Raw genomic sequence first — 18,382 nt, 5'->3', positions numbered from 1 at the left:
GTCGCCGCGATCGGGACGCCTCCCGAAAATTACGATCATGTGACACTGTCCGAAGTGATCTTGCGGGCGGGTGCGCGGTGCGGCAGGGTCCGGTGCGGCCCAACGATCCACACGCGCGACGCGTGTCCGAAGGGATCCCCCATGCGACGCTCCCATCTGCTGACCGCCGCGGCCGCGCTGGCCTGCGCCCTCGCCCCCGTCGCCGTCTACACCGCCGGCGCCGCCTCCGAACCGGGCGAGGCACCGGCCGCCGCCCCCGGCCCGGCGGCCGCTCCCCCGGCCGCCCCGCCCGCGCCCGGCGCCCGCAAGGTGATCGTCGACGCGGACATGGGCGAGCTCAACGACGACGCCGCCACCCTGTTCATGCTGGCCAAGGACCGGGGCGTGCACGTCCTCGGCGTCACCACCGTCAGCGGCAACACCTGGGTGGAGGCGGGCACCGCCTACTCGCTGCGCCAGCTCGAACTGATCGGGCGCGGGGACGTCCCGGTGGTCCCCGGCGCCGGGGAGCCGCTGTTCGCCTGGCGGCAGTCCCGGCTGCCCGGGCAGGACGCGCTGTACGGCAAGTCGCCCTACGGCGGCGCGTTCGACACCAAGCGGCCCCCGTCGTACCTGAAGCTGCCCAAGCCGCCCTACGGCGGGTATCCCAAGGCCAGGCCGGGGAACGGCGCCGCCGCCGACTTCATCGTCGACCAGGTCAGGCGCCATCCCGGCCAGGTGACGGTGTTCGCGATCGGCCCGGCCACCAACCTGGCGCTGGCCGTGCGCACCCACCCCGAGATCGTGCCCATGATCAAGGAGGTGGTCTACATGGGCGGGGCGTTCGACGAGCCGGGCAACACCACCCCGGCCGCCGAGTTCAACTGGTGGTTCGACCCCGAGTCGGCCAAGATCGCGCTGCGCACGCCGTTCCGCAAGCAGACGATCGTGCCGAACGAGGCCGCCATGAAGGTCCTCTACACCAAGGCGCGGTACGACCGGATCGTCGCCGGGCCGCAGACGCCGATCAAGAAGATGTTCAAGGACCTGCACGGGCCCGAGTTCGCCAGGAACCCCCGGTACACGACGCCGGTCTGGGACTCCCTCACCGCGGCCGTCTTCCTGGACCCGGGCGTGATCAAGCGCGCGGAGGAGCGGTACGTGGACGTGGACGCCACCGAGGGCCCCAACTACGGGCGCGCGATGGGCTACGGCACGCGGGAGTTCGCCGCGCCGCGCAACCCGGCCGGGACCCGCAGGGCCACCATCGTGTTCGAGGTCGACCAGGAGCGCTTCTGGAACCTGTACGTGGACCGCATGACCCGCTGAGCCCCGCGGCGCGGTGTGGGCCGCGTCACCCCCGCCCAACCCGGGCCCATCGACGTTCCCGCAGGTAAAAAGCGTCTTTTGGCCGGGTCTGGGCGCGTGTTGTGAGACGCTTGGTGTACCGGCCCGGGAACAACGGCCCGGCCGTGCGACGTTGCCGTAAGTGCGCGCGTCACCAGAGCAAACATCCTCCGCGTCGCAGACACACACGAAGGGAGAGGGGTGTCCCCATGCCACGAACCGCCGTAGAGACCCCGCTCACGGAGTCGACGAGCTCCGCTCTCGGCGACCTCCTGGAGCGTGGCCGTGCCCAAGGACGCCTCTCGCTCGACGAGGTCCGCCGGGCTTTCGAGGCGGCTGGTATCAGCCCCGCCCAGGGCCGCTCCATCCTGCGCGAGCTGTCGGAGAACGGCATCAGCCTCGCCAGCGAGGAGGAGCCCAAGAAGCGCGCCACCCGCTCCAGGAGCGCCACCAAGGCCACGGCCAAGCCCGCGGCGAAGCCCGTCCGGGCCGCGAAGAAGACCGTCGCGGCCGTCGAGGGCGAGCAGGCCGTCGAGGAGACCGCCGAGCCGGTCGAGGCCGCCGCCCCCAAGGCCCCGGCCAGGAAGCGCGCGACCCGCGCGACCGCCGACAAGAAGGCCGCGGTCAAGGCCGCCCCCGAGCCCGCCGACGAGGAGGACGCCGACGGAGGGTTCGAGCTGTCGGACGCCGACGCGGCCGACACCGAGATCGCCGACCTGGACGACACCTCCACGGCCATGGGCGACTCGGTGCACACCTACCTCAAGGCGATCGGCCGCCGCCAGCTGCTCACCGCCGAGCAGGAGGTGGACCTGGCCAAGCGCATCGAGGCGGGCCTGTACGCCGAGTACAAGCTGGAGAACGAGCCGGGCCTCTCCCACGAGACGCGCATGGACCTGGAGTGGGTGGCCGCCGACGGCCGCCGCGCCAAGTCCCACATGCTGGAGGCCAACCTGCGCCTGGTGGTGTCGGTCGCCAAGAAGTACTCCGACCGCGGCCTGTCGCTGCTGGACGTGGTGCAGGAGGGCAACCTCGGCCTGATCCGCGCGGTGGAGAAGTTCGACTACTCCAAGGGCTACAAGTTCTCCACCTACGCGATGTGGTGGATCCGGCAGGCGATCCAGCGCGGTTTCGCCGACTCGGCCCGCACGATCCGGCTGCCCGTCCACGTGCTGGAGATGCTGAGCAAGCTCAGCCGCGTCGAGCGCGACATGCACCAGCGCCTGGGCCGCGAGCCCACCCCCGAGGAGCTGGCGGTCGAGCTGGACAAGAGCCCCGAGCAGGTCCGCGAGCTGCTGCGCACCAGCCGCCAGCCGATCAGCCTGGACTCCACGATCGGCGAGGACGGCGAGACCCGCATCGGCGACCTGATCGAGGACACCGACAGCCCCGAGGCGTCGGAGCTGGTGGACCGTCAGCTGATGGCCGACCAGCTGCGCCGCACGCTGGACATCCTCAACCCCCGCGAGGCCAAGATCATGGCGATGCGGTTCGGGCTGTACGACGGCACGCCCCGGACCCTCGACGAGATCGGCAAGGCGCTGGGCCTGACCCGCGAGCGGATCCGCCAGCTGGAGAAGGAGTCGCTGTCCAAGCTGCGGCACCCCAGCAACGCCCAGCCGCTGCTGGACTTCGCGGTCTGATCCGCGCCGTCTGACCTCGTCCCCTGGCCCGCCGGTTCCCCGGCGGGCCTTCACCGTTTTCGGCGGGCTTTCCCCGACAATGCCCGGATGACCCCCGTCACCGACGCTCAACGCGCCGCGCTCGCCGACGAGCTGGAGATGCGCGGTTCCCCGCTCTGCGACTGTTCCGGATCGCCCGTCGCCGCGCACGCGTGCGACTGCGCGGCGGTCCGCGCCTCGGCCCTGGTGCGCCGGACGGCGTCGGCCACCCGCCATTCCCGCGAGTGCGGCTGCGGGATCCCCGACCGTGAGGCGGCGCTGTTCTGGGAGCCGATGCTGTCGGCCCGCCCCGGCTCGCCGGGCCCGGGCCCGGGGGCCTGCTGAGCCGCCGCCCCCGGTCCGGGCCGTTCGGCGGCCGCCACGGAGGTCCCCCTCGCCGCGCCCCGTCTCCGGCCGGGCGTCCCGTTCCCGGGAACATCACCCGTCGGGGCGCGGCGAGAGGTCTCGCGAGAGCCGTGCGCGGCGGCCGCGGTGTCTGTCCGGGCCGCCGCACCGCGTCGCCTCCAGGCAGTCCCCCACAGATGACCTGGGCGTGCGGCTCCTGCGAGCAGGATCATGCTGCCCGCCCGCCCCCGCCGGCGCGAGCACCACGCCACACACGCGCTGACCTGGTATTTCATATGGTGAACAGGAGCCGCGTGCGGGAACTCCCCGACGAGACCGGCACCTGCGCCAGAAGGGCCCACACCCGAGAAGGCGAGGCGGACCCCGTCGGGAACGATCATCACCGGCGTGACCGGCCGTTCAGCACGATGATCGCCATGGCCGGCACCGAGCACCTCGTCGACCAGAACACCCGGCCGACCCCGGACGGCCCGACGTCTTCACCGTCGGGCTGACCCTCCACCTCCGCGGCTGGCCCGCGCCCGGCTGGCTGCTCTGCCGGATCGGCACGCGGCACCTCACCGGCGGCTTTCATGAGGAGGGCTGCGACATCTGGGACTGCCGGGGCGCCCTGGTCGCCCGGTCCCGGCAGCTCGCCCTGCTCCACCGAGCGCGCGGGCGGGCTCCGTGGCGCGGGACGAGGCCGACAGCGAGGCGTCGTCCCGCGCCCTCCCGGAAGAGAGTGGAGCCAGTACCGGACGGGCCGTGCGGAGCGGCCGGGGCCCGCCCCGAGACCGGTGCGAGCGAGCATTGGGCCGGGTCGGCCCGCTGTTCGGTACGCCTCTTCCGGGGACCACGACCAGGACGTTCGGCCGCCGAGCGGGAGTTCGGGGCGGATGATCGCCCTGCGGCCGTCCCCTCGGACCCTGGCCGGTGCCCGGGCCGACAACCTCCTTTGGCAGGATGAGAACCATCTGCCCAGGTCACCAAGTGGTGTATCGACCGTAACCCCGTATTCGGTCAGACGGAAGTGACAGGGCGCTTACAGTTGTTCACAGCACCCGTCAGTCCCGGGCAGTGATTTTTCCACCCGCCACCCCACCGGACTCCTGGGAGCCGTGCCGACGCGCCGACGGCCGGACGGATGGCGGAACGCCCCACCGGCCCGCCCCCGTCGGCGATGCCGCCCGAGCCGCATGTGCGCTGCTCAGAAGCGTGACACGACGACAAACGAAGATCACTTAGAGTGTCGCCGACCCTCCACCTGTGGTTACGCTAAGTGATCATGATCATGAGACTGGGGAAGCGGGACGGTCCTCTGGCACGTGTGGGACGCCCGGGAACGCTGCTCCTGACGATCGGGCTGGGCTGCACGGTCGTGTTCGCGTTCTCGCCGGTCCAGCCCGCCGAATCCCATCCCTCCCGCATCCTGGCCTTCGTCACCAACACCGGGTCCGACACCGTGACCGTCTACGACACCCGGCTGGAGGAGGTGAGGGCGACCGTGCCGGTGGGCGACGCCCCGGTCGCCGCCGCGGTCGCCCCGGACGGCAACCGGGCCTATGTCGCCAACGCCCTGTCCAACGACGTCTCGGTCATCAACACCGCCACCCTGAAAGTGGTCGCCACCATCCCGGTGGGGCGGGTGCCGTTCGGCGTCGTGGCCGTCCCGGACCGCGTCTACGTCGCCAACCACGGCTCCGACACGGTCACGGTGATCGACGCGGACAAGGGCCGGCCGGTGGCGACCATCCCCGCCGGGCCGCTGCCGCACACCCTGGCGGCCTCTCCCGACGGAACCCAGGTCTTCCTGACCAACAACGGCGGCCGCAGCCTGTCGGTCATCGACGTCCGCACCAACAAGATCATCGCCTCGCACCGCACCGGCCTGTTCCCCCACGGCGTCGCCGCCCCCGGCCGCGCCGGCCACGTGTACGTCGCCAACACCGGCTCCCACTCGGTCACGGTCGTCGCGCCCGGGGCGGAACCGGTGACGGTCCCCGTCGGCCGCACGCCGACCGGCGTCGGGGCCACCCCGTTCAGCGAGTGGGTCTACGTGGCCAACATGCGCGACAACACCGTCTCGGTCGTCCACGCGCCGACCGCCCGGGTCACCGCCACCATCCCGGTCGGCCGCCGCCCCGAGGGCGTGGCCGTCGAACCCGGCGGCGACCGGGTCTATGTGACCAACACCGCCTCGGACACGATGTCGGTCATCGACGCCCAGGACAACAAGGTCATCGCCACCGTCCCCGTCGGCGAGGAGCCCGAGGGCGTGGCCGTCGCGCCGCGCTGAGGACGGGCGCGGATCCCGGGGAGGCGGGGCGGGGAGGCGGTCGGACGCCCCCGCCCCGCGACGGTTCCGCTACGACGCCGTCACGGCGTCGCCGGGCTCGGGGACAGGGACGGGGCCGGGGCGCCGGTGCCCTCGACGCAGACGGGGACGTAGCCGGGGGCGGGCTTGGCGCTCGAGGTCGGCGCGGGGGCCGCGCGCCGCTCGCCCTCCAGCAGGCTGGTGATGTCGGAGAGCTTGATGCAGGTCGGGGTCACGTTGGCTGAGGTGCTCGGGGTCGGCGCCATGACCGGCGGCCGCCCGGAACGGCTCTCGTCGGCCGCGGCCAGGGAGATCCCCAGGCCCAGCGTCGCCAGTGCGCTCAGGGCGCCGATGCCGGTGACGATGGAAAGACGCTTGTTCACGAGACTCCTCGATGCAGATCGGTGAGCGGCGATGAGCCGCTGGGAGCGTGTTCAGACGACTACCTGCTCGATTGGTGCCGTGTGTATCCGGCCGATTACCCATTGTTGGGTAAAAGAGCTCGCGCCGATGGAACCTTCGCGGCGTCCTCGCGGATGAGCATGACGTCGAACGTCCGCCACAGCCGGTCTCCGTCTCGTTGGGCAGCCTCGCCACATGACGCACACGGGAACGGCCTCCGCGGGGATCCGGACCCCGGTCAGGGGCGGCCTCGATGGTGTGTCGCCGCCGCCGGAGCCCGCCGCCCAGGACCGGCCACCACCGGGAGACCCACAGCTCCCAGCTGCCACCTGAAGCCGTCCCGCTGGCGCTTCGCCCGTCCGCCTCCGCCGATCTCGCCGCAGGTCAACGCGTGGAAGTGCACGCCCTAGCCGTGTCCGGTGGATCTCGGTGTCTGGCTGAGGTCGACCTATGTCCTGGGTTGTGCGGGTGGACATGTGCTTCGTCATGAGCTCACGGACGCGGCGTGGGCACGGGGTGCCCGACGCGGGCATCAGCCTTGATCACAGTTGTGATCGTCCGTACTCCCTCGTGGGAGTGGCTGATTTTCTCGGTTCCGGTCCGGGCGTCAGCGGCTCGGTGGGGTCCAGGTGGTCGAGAAGAGCGGTCAGGTGAGGAATGAGTGATGTGGCTCCGACGAGGCTGCTGGCCGGGGTGAGGGCGGTGTAGCCGAGGACGGGCATGCCGGCGGCTTTCGCCGCGCGGACGCCGTTGGGGCTGTCTTCGATGACGAGGCAGCCGCGCGGGTGGGCGCCGAGCGTGGTGGCGGCGTGGAGGAACAGGTCGGGGGCGGGCTTCCCGATGCCGCCGACGTCTTGGGCGCTGAAGACCACGTCAGGTGGCAGCAGGGGGCGCAGCCCGGTCTGGGCGAGGGTGAGGTCGATCCAGGCGTGGTCGGAGGAGGACGCCAGGCAGTAGGGGATGCCGCGGCGCTGTAGCTCGGTGAGGACGGTCGAGGCGCCCTGGACGGCGTCCAGGCCCTTGCGGAAGGCGGTGAAGACCCGTTCGTGGCAGCGTGCGGTGAAGTCCGCGGGGAGTGTGCCGCCGTATCGGTCGGCGACGACGGTGTGGACGGTGCGGGCGGCGTTGCCAAGGAAGTACTGGTAGGACTCTTCCAGGGTGAAGGGGAAGCCCAGTTCCGTCAGGTATCCGGACAGGACGCGGTGTGCGGTGGGCTCGCTGTCGACCAGGACACCGTCGTTGTCGAAGATGATCAGCTGGGGTTTCACGGGTTCTCCGTTCGGGGGAGGTCGGGGCGAGGGTGGTCGCGAGGAAGGCCGCGCCGAACAGGCAGGTCGCGGTCTGGTCGCCGCTGGCGTGAGCAGCCGGTCCCGCGGCCGCACCGGCGGCGCCGCCGAATGTGGAGATGGTCATGTCGACCAAGGCGAGAGGGGCTGGGGCGTCCTTAGTGCTGACGATGCTCATGTTCAGCAGATGAAGGGAGTTCACGGCGGCGTCCATGGACAAAAGCCCGATGAGGAGCCACGCGAGGTGATGGCCGCCGGACCATGGGGCGGCGAAGGACGCGACTCCAGGGATCAGGGCTGCCCTGGTGAGCCGAACCCGGTCTGCCCGGTCGGCGACGCGGCCGAGCAGACCGGGCGGCGAGTGCTCCGGCGGCGCCGGCCAGGCGGAAGGCGGCCAAGCAGCAGGCTTCGACGAACGGCCGGACAGCCGTACGGGAGACCGTCCCGGGATATCGAACCATGGTCACCCGGACGACGCTAAAGGCACGATTGGGCCGTCAGTAAGATCCAATTCCGTGGTGGACAGGTGGCCCAATCCTGGACGGACCTGCATCTGGAGCCGGACTCCGGACGGGTCCAGAGCGGGCGCTGCGGGAGGCGGTGCGGTCAGGGCGCCTGGCGACCGGGACGCGGTTGCCGGCGACCCGAAGGCTCGCTGAAGACCTGGCCCGCGTCCGGTGGATCATGTGGTGATCCAGAGCAGGGCGCTGACCAGGGTGACGGCTGCTCGGTGGTGGCGGGCGAGTTTGTCAGAGCGGGTGGCGAGACCGCGCCATTGCTTGAGCTTGTTGATGCGGTGTTCGAGGTGTCGCCGGGGCGGCGTTCCTCCTGGTACTTGGCCAGCAACCGGGCCAGCCGGGCTCGGGCGTCCGCGGCGCGGGCCATCAGCTTCGCCGGCGCGGCCGGGGCGCCGTCCCCCGCCTCGGATCCGTCTCCGGCCAGCCCCTCCCGCACGCGGCCCGGGTCCCCCTTGGCGGGGTCCAGCCAGTGGTAGGCCCACAACGCCCTGCGCGCGGCGCTGACGGCCTGCCGTCCCTCGCCCAGCCGGTCCCACAGCAACGCCTGGTCGTAGCACGTGGAGCCGAGCACCCACACGTGCCCGAGGTCGGCCGGTTCCGCCCGCTGCGACCGCGTGGCGATCCGCTCCGCCCGCATGCTCGCCAGCACCGCGTCCCGCCACCGGCCCGCCGCGGTACGGGCCTTCACCGCGTCGAGCTCCCTGCCGAACTTCTCGGTCCGGCTCCGTGTGCTCCTGCGAAACACCGCGCCCCCTCGTGATGGGTCCTGCCGCGCGATTCTCCCAACCGGTCCGGTGGTGCCGGCCGGTCCCGATCGTGTTCCGCCTCCACGGTCGCCGGAGGCCCGGTGACGAACGCCGAGCGCCTCCGGGTCCCCGGTTCACCCCTCGCCTGCCGGCCTGCCCGGGCTCGTACCGCCGCGCCGCCGGTCGCCTTCGCGGGCTCCCACCGCGTGGCCCGCTCCGCGTCCGTCCGCGCGGGCCACGATCAGGCCATCGCGGGTGCGGACCGCGAGCTCGGTGAAGTCGTCGGCCGGGTTCCGGCCGACGGCCGCGGCGACCGCGCCGTCGTCGTCGAAGACGACGCGGAATCGCGGCAGGTCCCCGGGCGCGAACACCCGTCGCAGGCAGGCGATGAGATCGACGGTCCGGAGGCGGGCCAGGCGGCCGGTCTCGGCGGGATCGCCGGTCACGACCACGAACGTCAGCGCGTCGCCCGGCCGCGCCGCGCGCATCGCCTCCTCGGCCGCGGACAGGCGCCGCACGCCCAGCACGACCACCACGCCGTCGCCGTCGAGGTCGGTCCGGCGGCCGGTGATCTCGTCGCGGAGTCCGCGGGGGGCGGTCCAGGGGTCGCGCGCCGGCCGCGCCGGAGCCACGAAGGGCAGGTGGGGCGGGTCCGCGTCCTCGTCGAGGAGGGGGACGTCGGCCAGGTGCTCGGCGGCGCGGACCAGGGCGAAGGGGTCACCGACCCCGGGGGCGTCCTCGGCGAGGCTCGCCGCGCCCTGGAGCAGGGTCAGGACCAGTTCGGCCCGCCGTACCGCCCCGGTGCGCAGCGCGGCGCGCGGTTCGAGTGCCCGGGCGAGCAGCAGGGCTTCGAACCGGACGAGTTCGGCCAGCGCCGCCCGGGCCGGTTCGGTGTCGACGACGCCGGACAGCGAGCGCAGTTGGAGATGGCCGCTGCTCGGGGTGTCGACGGCGAGCGGCAGCCGTTCGAGCCAGACCCGGGCGAAGGCGCCCAGCGCCCGCCCGGCGGTGGCGGGTGGCTCCGGCGGCGGCTCGGCGGCGGCCCGGGCCTGTTCGGCGGTGTCGAGGAGCACCGCGAGGTAGAGCGCGCGCTTGCCGGTGAAGTTGGAGTAGACCGCGCCCCTCGTCAGTTCGGCGCGCTCGGCGATCCGGTCGACCTTGGCCTCGGCGTAGCCGTGCTCGGCGAACTCCTGCCGGGCCGCGACCAGCACGGCCGCGCGGGTCTGCTCCTGCTGCTGCGCGCGGGTCAGTCTCGCCATCCGTGCCCCTTTCCCTTTCCCGCCGTGTCATGATACTCAGAACATCCAGATGATGGCGTCATCGGGATTTCGTGAACATCGGAGATGGGACATGGACGACAACGGGTTCGAGGTCAATGAGTTGATCAAGAGATTCGGCCGGACGACCGCGGTCGGCGGGGTGACCCTCGCGGCTCCCCGGGGACGGGTGCTGGGGCTGCTGGGCCCCAACGGCGCGGGGAAGACGACCGTCGTCCGGGTGCTGGCGACCCTGCTGCGCCCCGACGCGGGCGAGGTGCGCGTGGCCGGGATCGACGTGCGGCGGGATCCGGGGCGGGCCCGCCGGCGCATCGCGCTGTCGGGGCAGCACACGAGCGTCGACGACGAGCTGTCGGGGCGGTCCAACCTGGTCATGATCGGCCGGCTGCTCGACCTCGGGCGGCGGGACGCCCGCCGCCGCGCCGACGAGCTGCTGTCCCGTTTCGGCCTCGACGACGCGGCCGACCGGCCCGTCGCCACCTACTCGGGCGGGATGCGGCGCCGGCTCGACCTGGCCGCCGCCCTGGTGGGGCGGCCCGAGGTCGTCTTCCTCGACGAGCCCTCGGTCGGGCTGGACCCCGGCGGGCGCGAGGAGCTGTGGCAGATGATCCGCGGGCTCGCCCGGGACGGCGTCACGGTCCTGCTCACGACGCAGTACCTGGAGGAGGCCGACGCCCTCGCCGACGAGATCACCGTCCTCGACCACGGACGGGTGATCGCGTCCGGCACCCCCGCCGACCTCAAGCGCGAGGTCGGCGGGCACACGATCGCGCTCCGGCCGGCCGACGCCGCCGACCTCGACCGCGCCGCGGCGATCGTCGCCCGGGTCACGGGACGGGAGCCCGACCGGTCACGCCGCCACGGGCTCGTCGCGCCGGTCGCCGGTGACGCGGAGTTCTTCGAGATCACCGCCCGGCTCCACGGAAGCGGCATCGACGTCGGCGAGCTCGCGTTCCGCCTGCCCAGCCTCGACGAGGTCTTCCTGTCCCTGACCGGGGCCCCCGCCACCGACACCGAGGAAGCGGCATGACCACGACGTTCCCCCGGACCACCGGGCCCCGGCGCCTCGCCACCCTCCGGCACAGCGCGGTGCTCGCCCGGCGCAGCCTCGCCAAGACCACCCGCAACCCGGGCCCGGTCGTCAACGGCGTCGTCACCCCGGCGCTGTTCATGGTCCTGTTCCTCTACCTGTTCGGCCGCCCGGTCGCCGGGACCACCGCCGACTACCTGCAGTACCTGTTCCCCGGCATCCTCGTCATGGGCGCCGGACTGGCCGGCATGATCTCCACCGGGTCGGCCATCAACCTCGATCTGAAGAACGGCGTCACCGACCGGTTCCGCAGCCTGCCGATCAGCCGTACGGCTCCGCTGCTCGGCTCCGTGATGGCCGACATCCTCCGTTACACGGTCGCCGTCGCGGTGCTGTTCGGCCTCGGCGCGCTGCTCGGGTTCCGCGTCCGGGGCGGCGTCCTCGACGCGCTGGGGGCGGCCGGGCTGGCGATCCTGTTCGGGTTCTGCCTGAGCTGGGTCACGGTGTACATCGGGGTGCTCGTCAAGAGCGCCGACGCCGTGCTGGCGGTCGGCTTCGTCGCCTTCCTGCCGCTCCAGCTGGGCAGCAGCCTGGCCGCCCCGATCGAGACCCTGCCCGGCTGGCTCCGGGCGTGGGCGGACGTCAACCCCGTCACCCACGTCATGGACGCCTGCCGCGCCCTGCTGAACGGGACGGCGCCCGCCGGAAGCGTCGGCCTCACGCTGCTGTGGTCGGCGGCACTGTTCGCCGTCTTCTGCCCGCTCGCGGTCCGCGCCTACGGCCGTCAGGAGTGACCGTGCCGTCCCGCAGCCTTCCCACCGACCAGAGAGACGAGACGTGAACCACTCCGAAACCCCCACCACGGACGCCGACCTGCTGGTGCTGCACGCCCTGCGCTGCACCGGCGCCACCGGCCCCGCCCGTCTCAGCCTGGCCACGGGCCTGGACGAGTCCGACGTCGAGTCCGAGCTCATCGACCTCGGCGTCGCCGGACTCGTCACGCGGATCTCCGGCCCCATGCCCGGCTGGAGCCTCACCGACGCCGGCCGCGCCGCCGACATCGAGCGGATCACCGGCGAGCTGGAGGCGGCCGGTGCCCGCGCGGCCGTGACGGCGGCCTACGAGCGGTTCCTCGTGCTCAACCCGGAACTGCTCGACCTGTGCACGGCGTGGCAGCTCCGCACCGTCGACGGCGTCGCCGGCGTCAACGACCACAGCGATCCCGCCTACGACGCCCGGGTCCTCGAGCGGTTCGCCGACCTCGACCGGCGCGCCGCCGCCGTGTGCGCCGAACTGGCCGCCGCGCTGCCCCGGTTCGGCCGGTACCGCGACCGCCTCGCCGGGGCCCTCGGCCGTGCCGCCTCCGGCGAGCTGGAGTACGTGACCGACAGCACCGCGTCGTACCACACCGTGTGGGCGGAGCTGCACGAGGACCTGCTCATCACCCTCGGGATGCCCCGATGGCCCCGATGAGGTGGGTCCGCGCGATCTCCGCCCGGGTCGAGGAGACGGCGGAGACGCTGGGCGGCAAGGCGCACGGCCTGGTCCTGCTGCACCGCCTCGGGCTGCGGGTGCCCGCCGGGTTCGTCGTCACCACCGAGGCGTGCCGCGCCTTCCTCCGGGACGGACGCCGTCCCGGAGGGCTCGACGAGGAGCTCGCGGCGGCCGTCGCCGACCTCGAACGCTCCACCGGGCGCGTCTTCGGCGGGCCGCGCAGGCCGCTGGCGGTGTCGGTCCGCTCGGGGGCCGGCGTCTCGATGCCCGGCATGATGAACACCGTCCTCAACCTCGGCCTCACGACCGAGGCCACCGAGGGCCTGGCCGCCGAGACCGGCGACCGGCCGTTCGCCCTGGACGCCCGGTCGCGCTTCCTGGCGAGCTTCGCCTCCGCGACGGGGGCGGCCGAGGACCTCGCGGGGGAACGCCGCGGCCGGCCGGTCCCCGACGACGCGAACCGCCAGCTGGAGTGGGCGGTGGAGGCCGTGTTCGCGTCGTGGGACACGCCCCGCGCGCGGACGTACCGCACGTTGAACGGCATCCCGCACGACCTCGGCACGGCGGTGGTCGTCCAGAGGATGGTGTTCGGCAACCGCGACGCCCGCAGCGGCACCGGGGTCGCGTTCAGCCGCGACCCCAACACCGGTGAGAACGTCCCGTACGGCGAGGTCCTGTTCGGGCGCCAGGGCGACGACGTCGTCTCCGGCAGGTCGGCGACCCGGCCGCTGGGCGAGCTCGCCGCGCGGGAACCGGGCGTGTGGGCGGAGCTCCTCGACGCGCTGCGCCGCATCGAGGGGCACTACCGCGACGCCTGCTACGTCGAGTTCACGTTCGAGGCCGGGGAGCTGTGGATCCTCCAGGTGCGGCCGGGCCGGTTCGCCGGCGCGGCCGCCGTCCGCCTGGCCACCGAACTCGTCGACGAGCGGGTCATCGAACGCCGTGAAGCGCTGCTCAGGGTCTCACCGCGGCATCTGCCGCACGTCCGTACGCCGCGGATCGCGCCGTCGGAGCGGACCGATCTTCTCGCCCGGGGGATCGGCGCCTGTCCCGGCGTCGCGGCCGGCCGGGTGGCGACCACGGCGGAGGGGGCCGTGCTCATGGCCCGGGACGCCCCGGTCATCCTGGTGCGGCCGGAGACCTCGCCCGACGACATGCACGGCCTCGCCGCCGCCGCCGGGATCGTCACCGCGCGGGGCGGGCCGGCCAGCCACGCCGCGGTCGTCGCGCGCGCCATGGGCAAGCCCGCGGTCGTGGGCGTCACCGGCCTCACCGTCGACGCCGGGAGCGGCTCGGTGGCGGTCGGCGGCCGCAGCGTCGGCGACGGCACCCTCATCACCATCGACGGGACGAGCGGCGAGGTCGCGCTCGGCACCCCCCGCGTCGTCGCGGACGCGGCCGACGACCATCTCCACCGGCTGCTCGCATGGGCCGACGACGTCTCGGGCGACCACTCCGCACGCGACGAGGCGCGGCGTCTCGACGCGGCCCACGCCGTACTGCGCCGCCACCCGCCCACCGACCGCGCGAACCGTTGAGCGCGGGCCCGACCCCCGAGGAGAACGACGATGGCGACCCGACACGTGTACCTGGTACGGCACGGAGCCGCGGACCCATTCGGTGAGCTGACCGACGTCGGGCGGCGGCAGTCGGAACTGGTCGGACGGCGCCTGGCCGCCCTTCCGATCGACACGGTGTGGCACTCGCCCCTGCCCCGGGCGGTGCGGTCCGCGAAGATCATCGGCAGGTGCCTGCCGAAGGCCGCCGTGCTGGAGGCGCCCGAGCTGGTCGACCACGTACCGCACGTACCGGAGCAGGCGCCGCGGTCCTGGGCGCCGTTCTTCGACGGGTACGGCGCCGCGGAGGCCGCGGAGGCCGAGCGCCTCTCCTCCGCCCTGACCGCCAGGTTCGCGCGCCCCGCCGAGACCGAGACGCACGAGGTGCTGGTCACCCACGCCTATCCGGTGGCCTGGCTGGTCCGGGACGCCCTCGACGCGCCCCTGGTGCGCTGGCTCGGACTGAACTGCGGGAACACCGCGCTGACGGTGATCGAGTACCGCGACGGGTCGGCGCCGACGGTGCTGCTGTACAACGACATGGGGCACCTGCCGCCCGAGCTGCGGTGGACGGGGTTCGGGGCCGGCGTGCGGCCCTGAGGCGGGCGGCCGGGCCCGGCGCGCGTTCCCGGGCCCTTCCGCATGCACGCGAGTCATCGGCATGGACGAACCGCAGGGCGTCCGGGAACAGTCACGGAACGCGGTGATGGCGTGCACACCCCCGGGTCGAGGCGGCGACATCGCCGTCCGGCCCGGGACCCACGCGGTGGGCGGCGTCACCGCCCGGCCAGCCCCCGCATCATGATCTCGAAGGCGCTGTCCCAGTGGCGTCGCGCCTCGTCGGTGTCGCCGAGGGCGCCGCGCAGCTCGAGGCTGCACAGCCCGTGCGCCAGGGCGTTGATCTTGACGGCGACGTCATGCGGCTCGGCGGGCGCGAAGGCGCCCTCCTCCACGCAGCGGGCGACGGCGGCGACCAGGGTGTCGAAGGTCGGCCGGATCAGCGCGCCGGTCTCGGCGTCGGGCTGGAACTGGGGAACCGGCCGCCCGAACATGAGCTCGTAGAGGTGGGGGTTGGCCAGGGCGCTGGCACGGTAGGCACGGCCGAGCGCGAGCAGGTCGGCGACGGGATCGCCGGTGCGGGGCACGGCGGCGAACGCCTCGGCGAGACGTTCGAACCCGGCCAGGAACATCTCGCGGACCAGGCCCGCCTTGTCGCCGAAGAGGTTGTAGACGGCCGTGGTGGACACGCCCGCCTCCCCCGCCACACGGCGGGTGCTCAACGCCGCCGGGCCCTCGGCGGCCAGGAGCCGCCCGCCGGCGTCGACGAGTTCGCGGCGCAGTTCCTCGTAGTCCCGGTTCCTCGGTCTTGCCATGCGAACCATCATAACGTAACGTCGTTACGAAACAGCGTTACTAAACCTTTCCGAGAGCGGTGCCATGTCTGAACTCCACGTAGTCCTCGGTGCCACCGGCGCCATCGGCTCGGCCGTCGTCGCCGAGCTCACCGCGCGCGGCCACCGGGTCCGCGCCGTCAGCCGCGGCCCGGTCACCGGTCCGAACGGCTTCCAGGCCGACGTCACCACCGCCGAGGGCGCCATCGCCGCCTGCGAGGGCGCCGCGGTGGTCTACCAGTGCGCGCAGCCGAGGTACGAGCGCTGGGTCGCGGAGTTCCCCGGTCTCGTCCGCCCGGTCCTCGCCGGGGTCGAGGCCGCCGGGGCGAAGATGGTCATGGCCGACAACCTCTACGTCTACGGACCCGTCGACGGCCCCATGACCGAGGACCTGCCGCACGCCGCCGCCAACCCCAAGGGCCGCGTCCGCGCCGAGGTGGACGGGATGATCCTCGACGCCCACCGGTCCGGGCGGATCCGCGCGACCCTGGGACGGGCCTCCGACTACTACGGCCCCGGCGGCGTCAACACCGTCATCGGCCCGAACGTCTTCGCCGCCGCCCTCGCCGGAAAGACCGTCCGCTGGGTCGGCGACCTCGACCAGCCGCACACCATCGCCTACCTCCCCGACATCGCCGCCGGACTCGTCACCCTCGGCGAGAGCGCCGAGGCCGACGGGCGGGCCTGGCATCTGCCGGCCGCCGAGGCGATCACCGGCCGCCGGTTCCTCGACCTCGTGCGGGCCAGGGCGGGAGGCGGACCCAAGGTCGCCGGGCTCGGCCGGGGGGCGCAGCGCCTCATCGGGCTGTTCAACCCCACGGTGCGCGCGCTCGGCGAGACGTGGTACCAGCGCGAGCGCCCGTTCGTCGCCGACGACACCGCCTTCCGCAAGGCGTTCGGGCCCGTCAAGGTCACTCCGCACGCCGAGGGCGTGGCCGCGACGCTCGACTGGTACCGCCGTCACGCGGCCTGAAAGCGCGCCTCGCCCCACCAGACCCGGAGGATGCCGAGGTCAGGTGCCGCGCCAGGTGGGTGTGCGGGTCGCCGGAGAACGCGGCGCCCCCTCCGGCCGGTCGAAGGCCGGAGGCGATGCCGCGCGGGAGGGGCGGATCAGGCGAGGGCCCCGAGCCGGTACCCGCCGTCGTCGCCGCAGCAGAACCCGTAGTCCCGGTTCGCGTCCCGGCTGATGGTGACGCACTTGTCCACCTCGACCCGCTGGCCTTGCGCCATCGACACGTAGGTCGAGGTCGTCGGCCAGATCTTCACGCCGTTGCTGGTGATGAACACCTCGTCGCGGCCGCTCTCGCTGACCGCGAGGGCCCGGAGGCCGTCAAGGAACACGTCGCTGCCGCAACCGCTCAGCCGTCCTCCTCCGAGTACGCCGACAGGAAATCCGCCACCAACGCCGCCGGGTTGGCGGCCTTGGTAAGGGTGAACATCTCGTCGGGGTCGAACATGTCATACAAGATCACAGGCAGGGGGCGCCCGAGGGTCTCGACGATCCGGCCGCCGGCGTGGAGGTCCCGGGCCAGATCGACGCACAGTTCGTGGAACCGCTCCTCAAGCCGTTCGTCGCGCTCGTCGCGGTCCTGCTCGGAGAGCTCGTCCCCGTCCTCGTACCACAGGCCCTGTGCCAGCGACTCCTCGCGGTGCAGCCCGGAACCGACCGGGTCGTGTTCGGGGTCGTGTCCCGCGACGCGGACCCCCTCGAGCCCGGACGGCGCGAAGTAGGCGTAGCTCCAGCGGGCCTCCCACGCGTCCAGCGGTCCCGCCTCTTCCAGCACCCGCGCGACGTCGGATTCGGTGTTGTAACCGATCGCCAGGTAGGGGAACCGGGCGTCCTGGTCGACGCAGTCGATCCGGAAGGTGACGGTGTAGATGTCCGGCACGGCCCCGGCCGGGAACTCCGCCAGGGCGCGGCCGACGGCCTGCGTCATGTGCTGCCGAAACGTCATCCAAGGCTCCCGCGCGGTCGACAGGGTCACGATGATCACCCAGGAGCGGGACTCTAACGAGTCCGCGCTCGGCGCGTCGAACGCCCTCGCCCTCCGAGGCCTCTCCGAGGCGGGCGCGGCAGGCGCGCTCTAGGACACGCGGGTGCGGCTGATGGTGACGTTGCGCGCCCGCAACGACACCGGGCCGGTGGGGCCGGGCTGCCGCGCCCACTGCTGGGGGTCGTTCAGCCAGGGCTCGTCCTGCTCGAAGGAGGCGTAGGAGCCCATCTGCAGGTTGATGATGAGGTTCATGGGGACGCCGACCCAGTTGCGGCCGCGGTGGTAGTCGGGGTTCCCGTAGAAATCCCCGTCGAGGTAGTAGTTCACGGCGACGTCGGTGGCGTCGAGCTTCTGGATGTAGACGCGGTAGGTGTGCCAGGTGCCGGGGTCCTTGTCCAGCGCGGGCATGTCGACCGGCGTGCGCTCCACGACCTCCGCGGTGTCGGGCCTGCCGTCGTGGTCGGACCAGGTGTTGAACAGGTTGACGGGTTTGCCGACGTACTCCAGCACGTCGGTCTCGGGCGGCCAGACCTGGTCGGCCCCGGTGAGCCAGAACGCGGGCCAGCAGCCGCGCGCGGTCGGGGCCTGGAACTCGCCCCTGATCTCGTAGGCGGGGAACCGGTCGTTGACGACGATGAGGTCCTTGGCGTGCACGGCCCCGGAGCGGTACCACAGCGGCGCGTGGGGGTGGCTGGTGCTCTTCCCGTCCGGCTGGGAGAGCCGGTTGGCCGTCAGGGTCAGGACGCCGCCCGACAGGGAGACCTGGCTGTGGTCGGTGGGGCTCCCGTACATCCGGGCCGCGCCGTTGTGCTGGTCGCCCCAGGGGTACAGGTAGTTCCACTTGGCATGGAACGCCGTGTAGCCGCCGAAGGACGAGGCGGGCAGGACGGTCTCCCAGGTCTCCGCGGCGGAGGCGGGACGCGGGGTGAGGGGGACGAGGGCGGCGCCGCCCAGGAGGCCGAGCGCCTGCCGCCGGGAGAAAACGATCATGTGAAGAGGAACGCACGGCGGCCGGCCGCGCCACAAGCCGCGAAATGATCTT

18 protein-coding genes and 1 pseudogene are annotated in these 18,382 nt (G+C 72.9%); 11 read left to right on the top strand and 8 right to left on the bottom strand.

Annotated elements, in window-relative coordinates; all coding sequences use genetic code 11:
* Positions 1-141 precede the first annotated feature (141 nt).
* The 5 genes and pseudogenes from AKI01S_RS28395 to AKI01S_RS28375 all read left to right on the top strand — a co-directional run bounded on the left by AKI01S_RS28395 (position 142) and on the right by AKI01S_RS28375 (position 5,628).
* Positions 142-1,308, top strand: coding sequence for a nucleoside hydrolase (locus AKI01S_RS28395; protein WP_084000342.1), 1,167 nt, complete (start codon positions 142-144; stop codon positions 1,306-1,308).
* A 227-nt stretch (positions 1,309-1,535) separates the two neighbouring features.
* Complete coding sequence (locus AKI01S_RS28390) at positions 1,536-2,969, top strand: RNA polymerase sigma factor (protein WP_067824637.1); 1,434 nt, start codon at positions 1,536-1,538, stop codon at positions 2,967-2,969.
* An 87-nt stretch (positions 2,970-3,056) separates the two neighbouring features.
* Complete coding sequence (locus AKI01S_RS50920) at positions 3,057-3,332, top strand: hypothetical protein (RefSeq protein WP_067824635.1); 276 nt, start codon at positions 3,057-3,059, stop codon at positions 3,330-3,332.
* A 496-nt stretch (positions 3,333-3,828) separates the two neighbouring features.
* Positions 3,829-4,299 (top strand): annotated as a pseudogene (locus AKI01S_RS49520) (hypothetical protein); the annotation flags it as partial.
* 318 nt (positions 4,300-4,617) lie between these two features.
* Positions 4,618-5,628 (top strand): YVTN family beta-propeller repeat protein, encoded by a 1,011-nt coding sequence (locus tag AKI01S_RS28375; protein WP_157420205.1) that lies wholly within the window; start codon positions 4,618-4,620, stop codon positions 5,626-5,628.
* A gap of 80 nt (positions 5,629-5,708) precedes the next feature.
* Here the strand turns inward: AKI01S_RS28375 and AKI01S_RS28370 are convergent, their stop codons facing one another.
* The 4 genes from AKI01S_RS28370 to AKI01S_RS28355 all read right to left on the bottom strand — a co-directional run bounded on the left by AKI01S_RS28370 (position 5,709) and on the right by AKI01S_RS28355 (position 9,857).
* Entirely contained in the window at positions 5,709-6,029 is a 321-nt protein-coding gene (locus AKI01S_RS28370) for a hypothetical protein (protein WP_067824629.1), read from the bottom strand.
* Positions 6,030-6,590: 561 nt separating this feature from the next.
* Positions 6,591-7,316, bottom strand: a complete 726-nt coding sequence (locus AKI01S_RS28365; protein WP_067824627.1) for an HAD family hydrolase — start codon at positions 7,314-7,316, stop codon at positions 6,591-6,593.
* Positions 7,317-7,940: 624 nt separating this feature from the next.
* Positions 7,941-8,540 (bottom strand): hypothetical protein, encoded by a 600-nt coding sequence (locus AKI01S_RS50915; RefSeq protein WP_157420204.1) that lies wholly within the window; start codon positions 8,538-8,540, stop codon positions 7,941-7,943.
* 192 nt (positions 8,541-8,732) lie between these two features.
* A complete protein-coding gene (locus tag AKI01S_RS28355; RefSeq protein ID WP_067824622.1) occupies positions 8,733-9,857 on the bottom strand; it encodes a TetR/AcrR family transcriptional regulator in 1,125 nt (374 codons plus the stop codon).
* Between the two features lie 91 nt (positions 9,858-9,948).
* Between AKI01S_RS28355 and AKI01S_RS28350 the strand changes: the two genes are divergently transcribed.
* The 5 genes from AKI01S_RS28350 to AKI01S_RS28330 are packed head-to-tail and all read left to right on the top strand — an operon-like array spanning position 9,949 to position 14,555.
* On the top strand, positions 9,949-10,905 hold the full coding sequence (locus AKI01S_RS28350; protein WP_067824619.1) for an ATP-binding cassette domain-containing protein: 957 nt from the start codon (positions 9,949-9,951) through the stop codon (positions 10,903-10,905).
* Positions 10,902-11,699: an ABC transporter permease gene (locus tag AKI01S_RS28345; protein ID WP_067824617.1), complete on the top strand. Its 798-nt coding sequence runs from the start codon at positions 10,902-10,904 to the stop codon at positions 11,697-11,699. The genes AKI01S_RS28350 and AKI01S_RS28345 overlap by 4 nt, the downstream gene beginning before the upstream one ends.
* Before the next feature lie 43 nt (positions 11,700-11,742).
* Positions 11,743-12,378, top strand: coding sequence for a transcriptional regulator (locus AKI01S_RS28340; RefSeq protein WP_067824616.1), 636 nt, complete (start codon positions 11,743-11,745; stop codon positions 12,376-12,378).
* Positions 12,366-13,937: a pyruvate, phosphate dikinase gene (locus AKI01S_RS28335; protein ID WP_245681815.1), complete on the top strand. Its 1,572-nt coding sequence runs from the start codon at positions 12,366-12,368 to the stop codon at positions 13,935-13,937. The genes AKI01S_RS28340 and AKI01S_RS28335 overlap by 13 nt, the downstream gene beginning before the upstream one ends.
* Positions 13,938-13,967: 30 nt before the next feature.
* Complete coding sequence (locus AKI01S_RS28330; protein WP_067824614.1) at positions 13,968-14,555, top strand: histidine phosphatase family protein; 588 nt, start codon at positions 13,968-13,970, stop codon at positions 14,553-14,555.
* Positions 14,556-14,731: 176 nt separating this feature from the next.
* Here AKI01S_RS28330 and AKI01S_RS28325 read toward each other — a convergent pair whose 3' ends face one another.
* Positions 14,732-15,328, bottom strand: a complete 597-nt coding sequence (locus AKI01S_RS28325) for a TetR/AcrR family transcriptional regulator (RefSeq protein WP_067824612.1) — start codon at positions 15,326-15,328, stop codon at positions 14,732-14,734.
* A 64-nt stretch (positions 15,329-15,392) separates the two neighbouring features.
* Here AKI01S_RS28325 and AKI01S_RS28320 point away from each other — a divergent pair, with 64 nt between their 5' ends.
* Positions 15,393-16,319 (top strand): NAD-dependent epimerase/dehydratase family protein, encoded by a 927-nt coding sequence (locus AKI01S_RS28320; RefSeq protein WP_067824610.1) that lies wholly within the window; start codon positions 15,393-15,395, stop codon positions 16,317-16,319.
* A gap of 137 nt (positions 16,320-16,456) precedes the next feature.
* Here AKI01S_RS28320 and AKI01S_RS28315 read toward each other — a convergent pair whose 3' ends face one another.
* The 3 genes from AKI01S_RS28315 to AKI01S_RS28305 all read right to left on the bottom strand — a co-directional run bounded on the left by AKI01S_RS28315 (position 16,457) and on the right by AKI01S_RS28305 (position 18,330).
* Positions 16,457-16,687, bottom strand: coding sequence for a hypothetical protein (locus AKI01S_RS28315; RefSeq protein WP_067824608.1), 231 nt, complete (start codon positions 16,685-16,687; stop codon positions 16,457-16,459).
* Between the two features lie 17 nt (positions 16,688-16,704).
* Positions 16,705-17,301 carry a hypothetical protein gene (locus AKI01S_RS28310; protein ID WP_174567422.1) on the bottom strand — a complete coding sequence of 199 codons (597 nt, stop codon included), beginning with the start codon at positions 17,299-17,301 and terminating at the stop codon, positions 16,705-16,707.
* Between the two features lie 129 nt (positions 17,302-17,430).
* Positions 17,431-18,330 carry a LamG domain-containing protein gene (locus AKI01S_RS28305; RefSeq protein ID WP_067824604.1) on the bottom strand — a complete coding sequence of 300 codons (900 nt, stop codon included), beginning with the start codon at positions 18,328-18,330 and terminating at the stop codon, positions 17,431-17,433.
* Positions 18,331-18,382 lie beyond the last annotated feature (52 nt).

The organism is Actinomadura kijaniata NBRC 14229 (assembly GCF_001552175.1).
In the GTDB taxonomy this organism is placed as follows: Bacteria; Actinomycetota; Actinomycetes; order Streptosporangiales; family Streptosporangiaceae; genus Spirillospora; species Spirillospora kijaniata.
Note: the sequence above shows the minus strand (reverse complement) of the source record. Positions and strands in the feature narration are given on the sequence as shown.

Coding starts and splice junctions, on each gene's coding strand:
- AKI01S_RS28395 (WP_084000342.1), top strand. CDS start 142: ATGCGACGCTCCCATCTGCTGACCGCCGCGGCCGCGCTGGCCTGCGCC.
- AKI01S_RS28390 (WP_067824637.1), top strand. CDS start 1,536: ATGCCACGAACCGCCGTAGAGACCCCGCTCACGGAGTCGACGAGCTCC.
- AKI01S_RS50920 (WP_067824635.1), top strand. CDS start 3,057: ATGACCCCCGTCACCGACGCTCAACGCGCCGCGCTCGCCGACGAGCTG.
- AKI01S_RS28375 (WP_157420205.1), top strand. CDS start 4,618: ATGATCATGAGACTGGGGAAGCGGGACGGTCCTCTGGCACGTGTGGGA.
- AKI01S_RS28355 (WP_067824622.1), bottom strand. CDS start 9,857: ATGGCGAGACTGACCCGCGCGCAGCAGCAGGAGCAGACCCGCGCGGCC.
- AKI01S_RS28350 (WP_067824619.1), top strand. CDS start 9,949: ATGGACGACAACGGGTTCGAGGTCAATGAGTTGATCAAGAGATTCGGC.
- AKI01S_RS28345 (WP_067824617.1), top strand. CDS start 10,902: ATGACCACGACGTTCCCCCGGACCACCGGGCCCCGGCGCCTCGCCACC.
- AKI01S_RS28335 (WP_245681815.1), top strand. CDS start 12,366: ATGGCCCCGATGAGGTGGGTCCGCGCGATCTCCGCCCGGGTCGAGGAG.
- AKI01S_RS28330 (WP_067824614.1), top strand. CDS start 13,968: ATGGCGACCCGACACGTGTACCTGGTACGGCACGGAGCCGCGGACCCA.
- AKI01S_RS28325 (WP_067824612.1), bottom strand. CDS start 15,328: ATGGCAAGACCGAGGAACCGGGACTACGAGGAACTGCGCCGCGAACTC.
- AKI01S_RS28320 (WP_067824610.1), top strand. CDS start 15,393: ATGTCTGAACTCCACGTAGTCCTCGGTGCCACCGGCGCCATCGGCTCG.
- AKI01S_RS28310 (WP_174567422.1), bottom strand. CDS start 17,301: ATGACGTTTCGGCAGCACATGACGCAGGCCGTCGGCCGCGCCCTGGCG.
- AKI01S_RS28305 (WP_067824604.1), bottom strand. CDS start 18,330: ATGATCGTTTTCTCCCGGCGGCAGGCGCTCGGCCTCCTGGGCGGCGCC.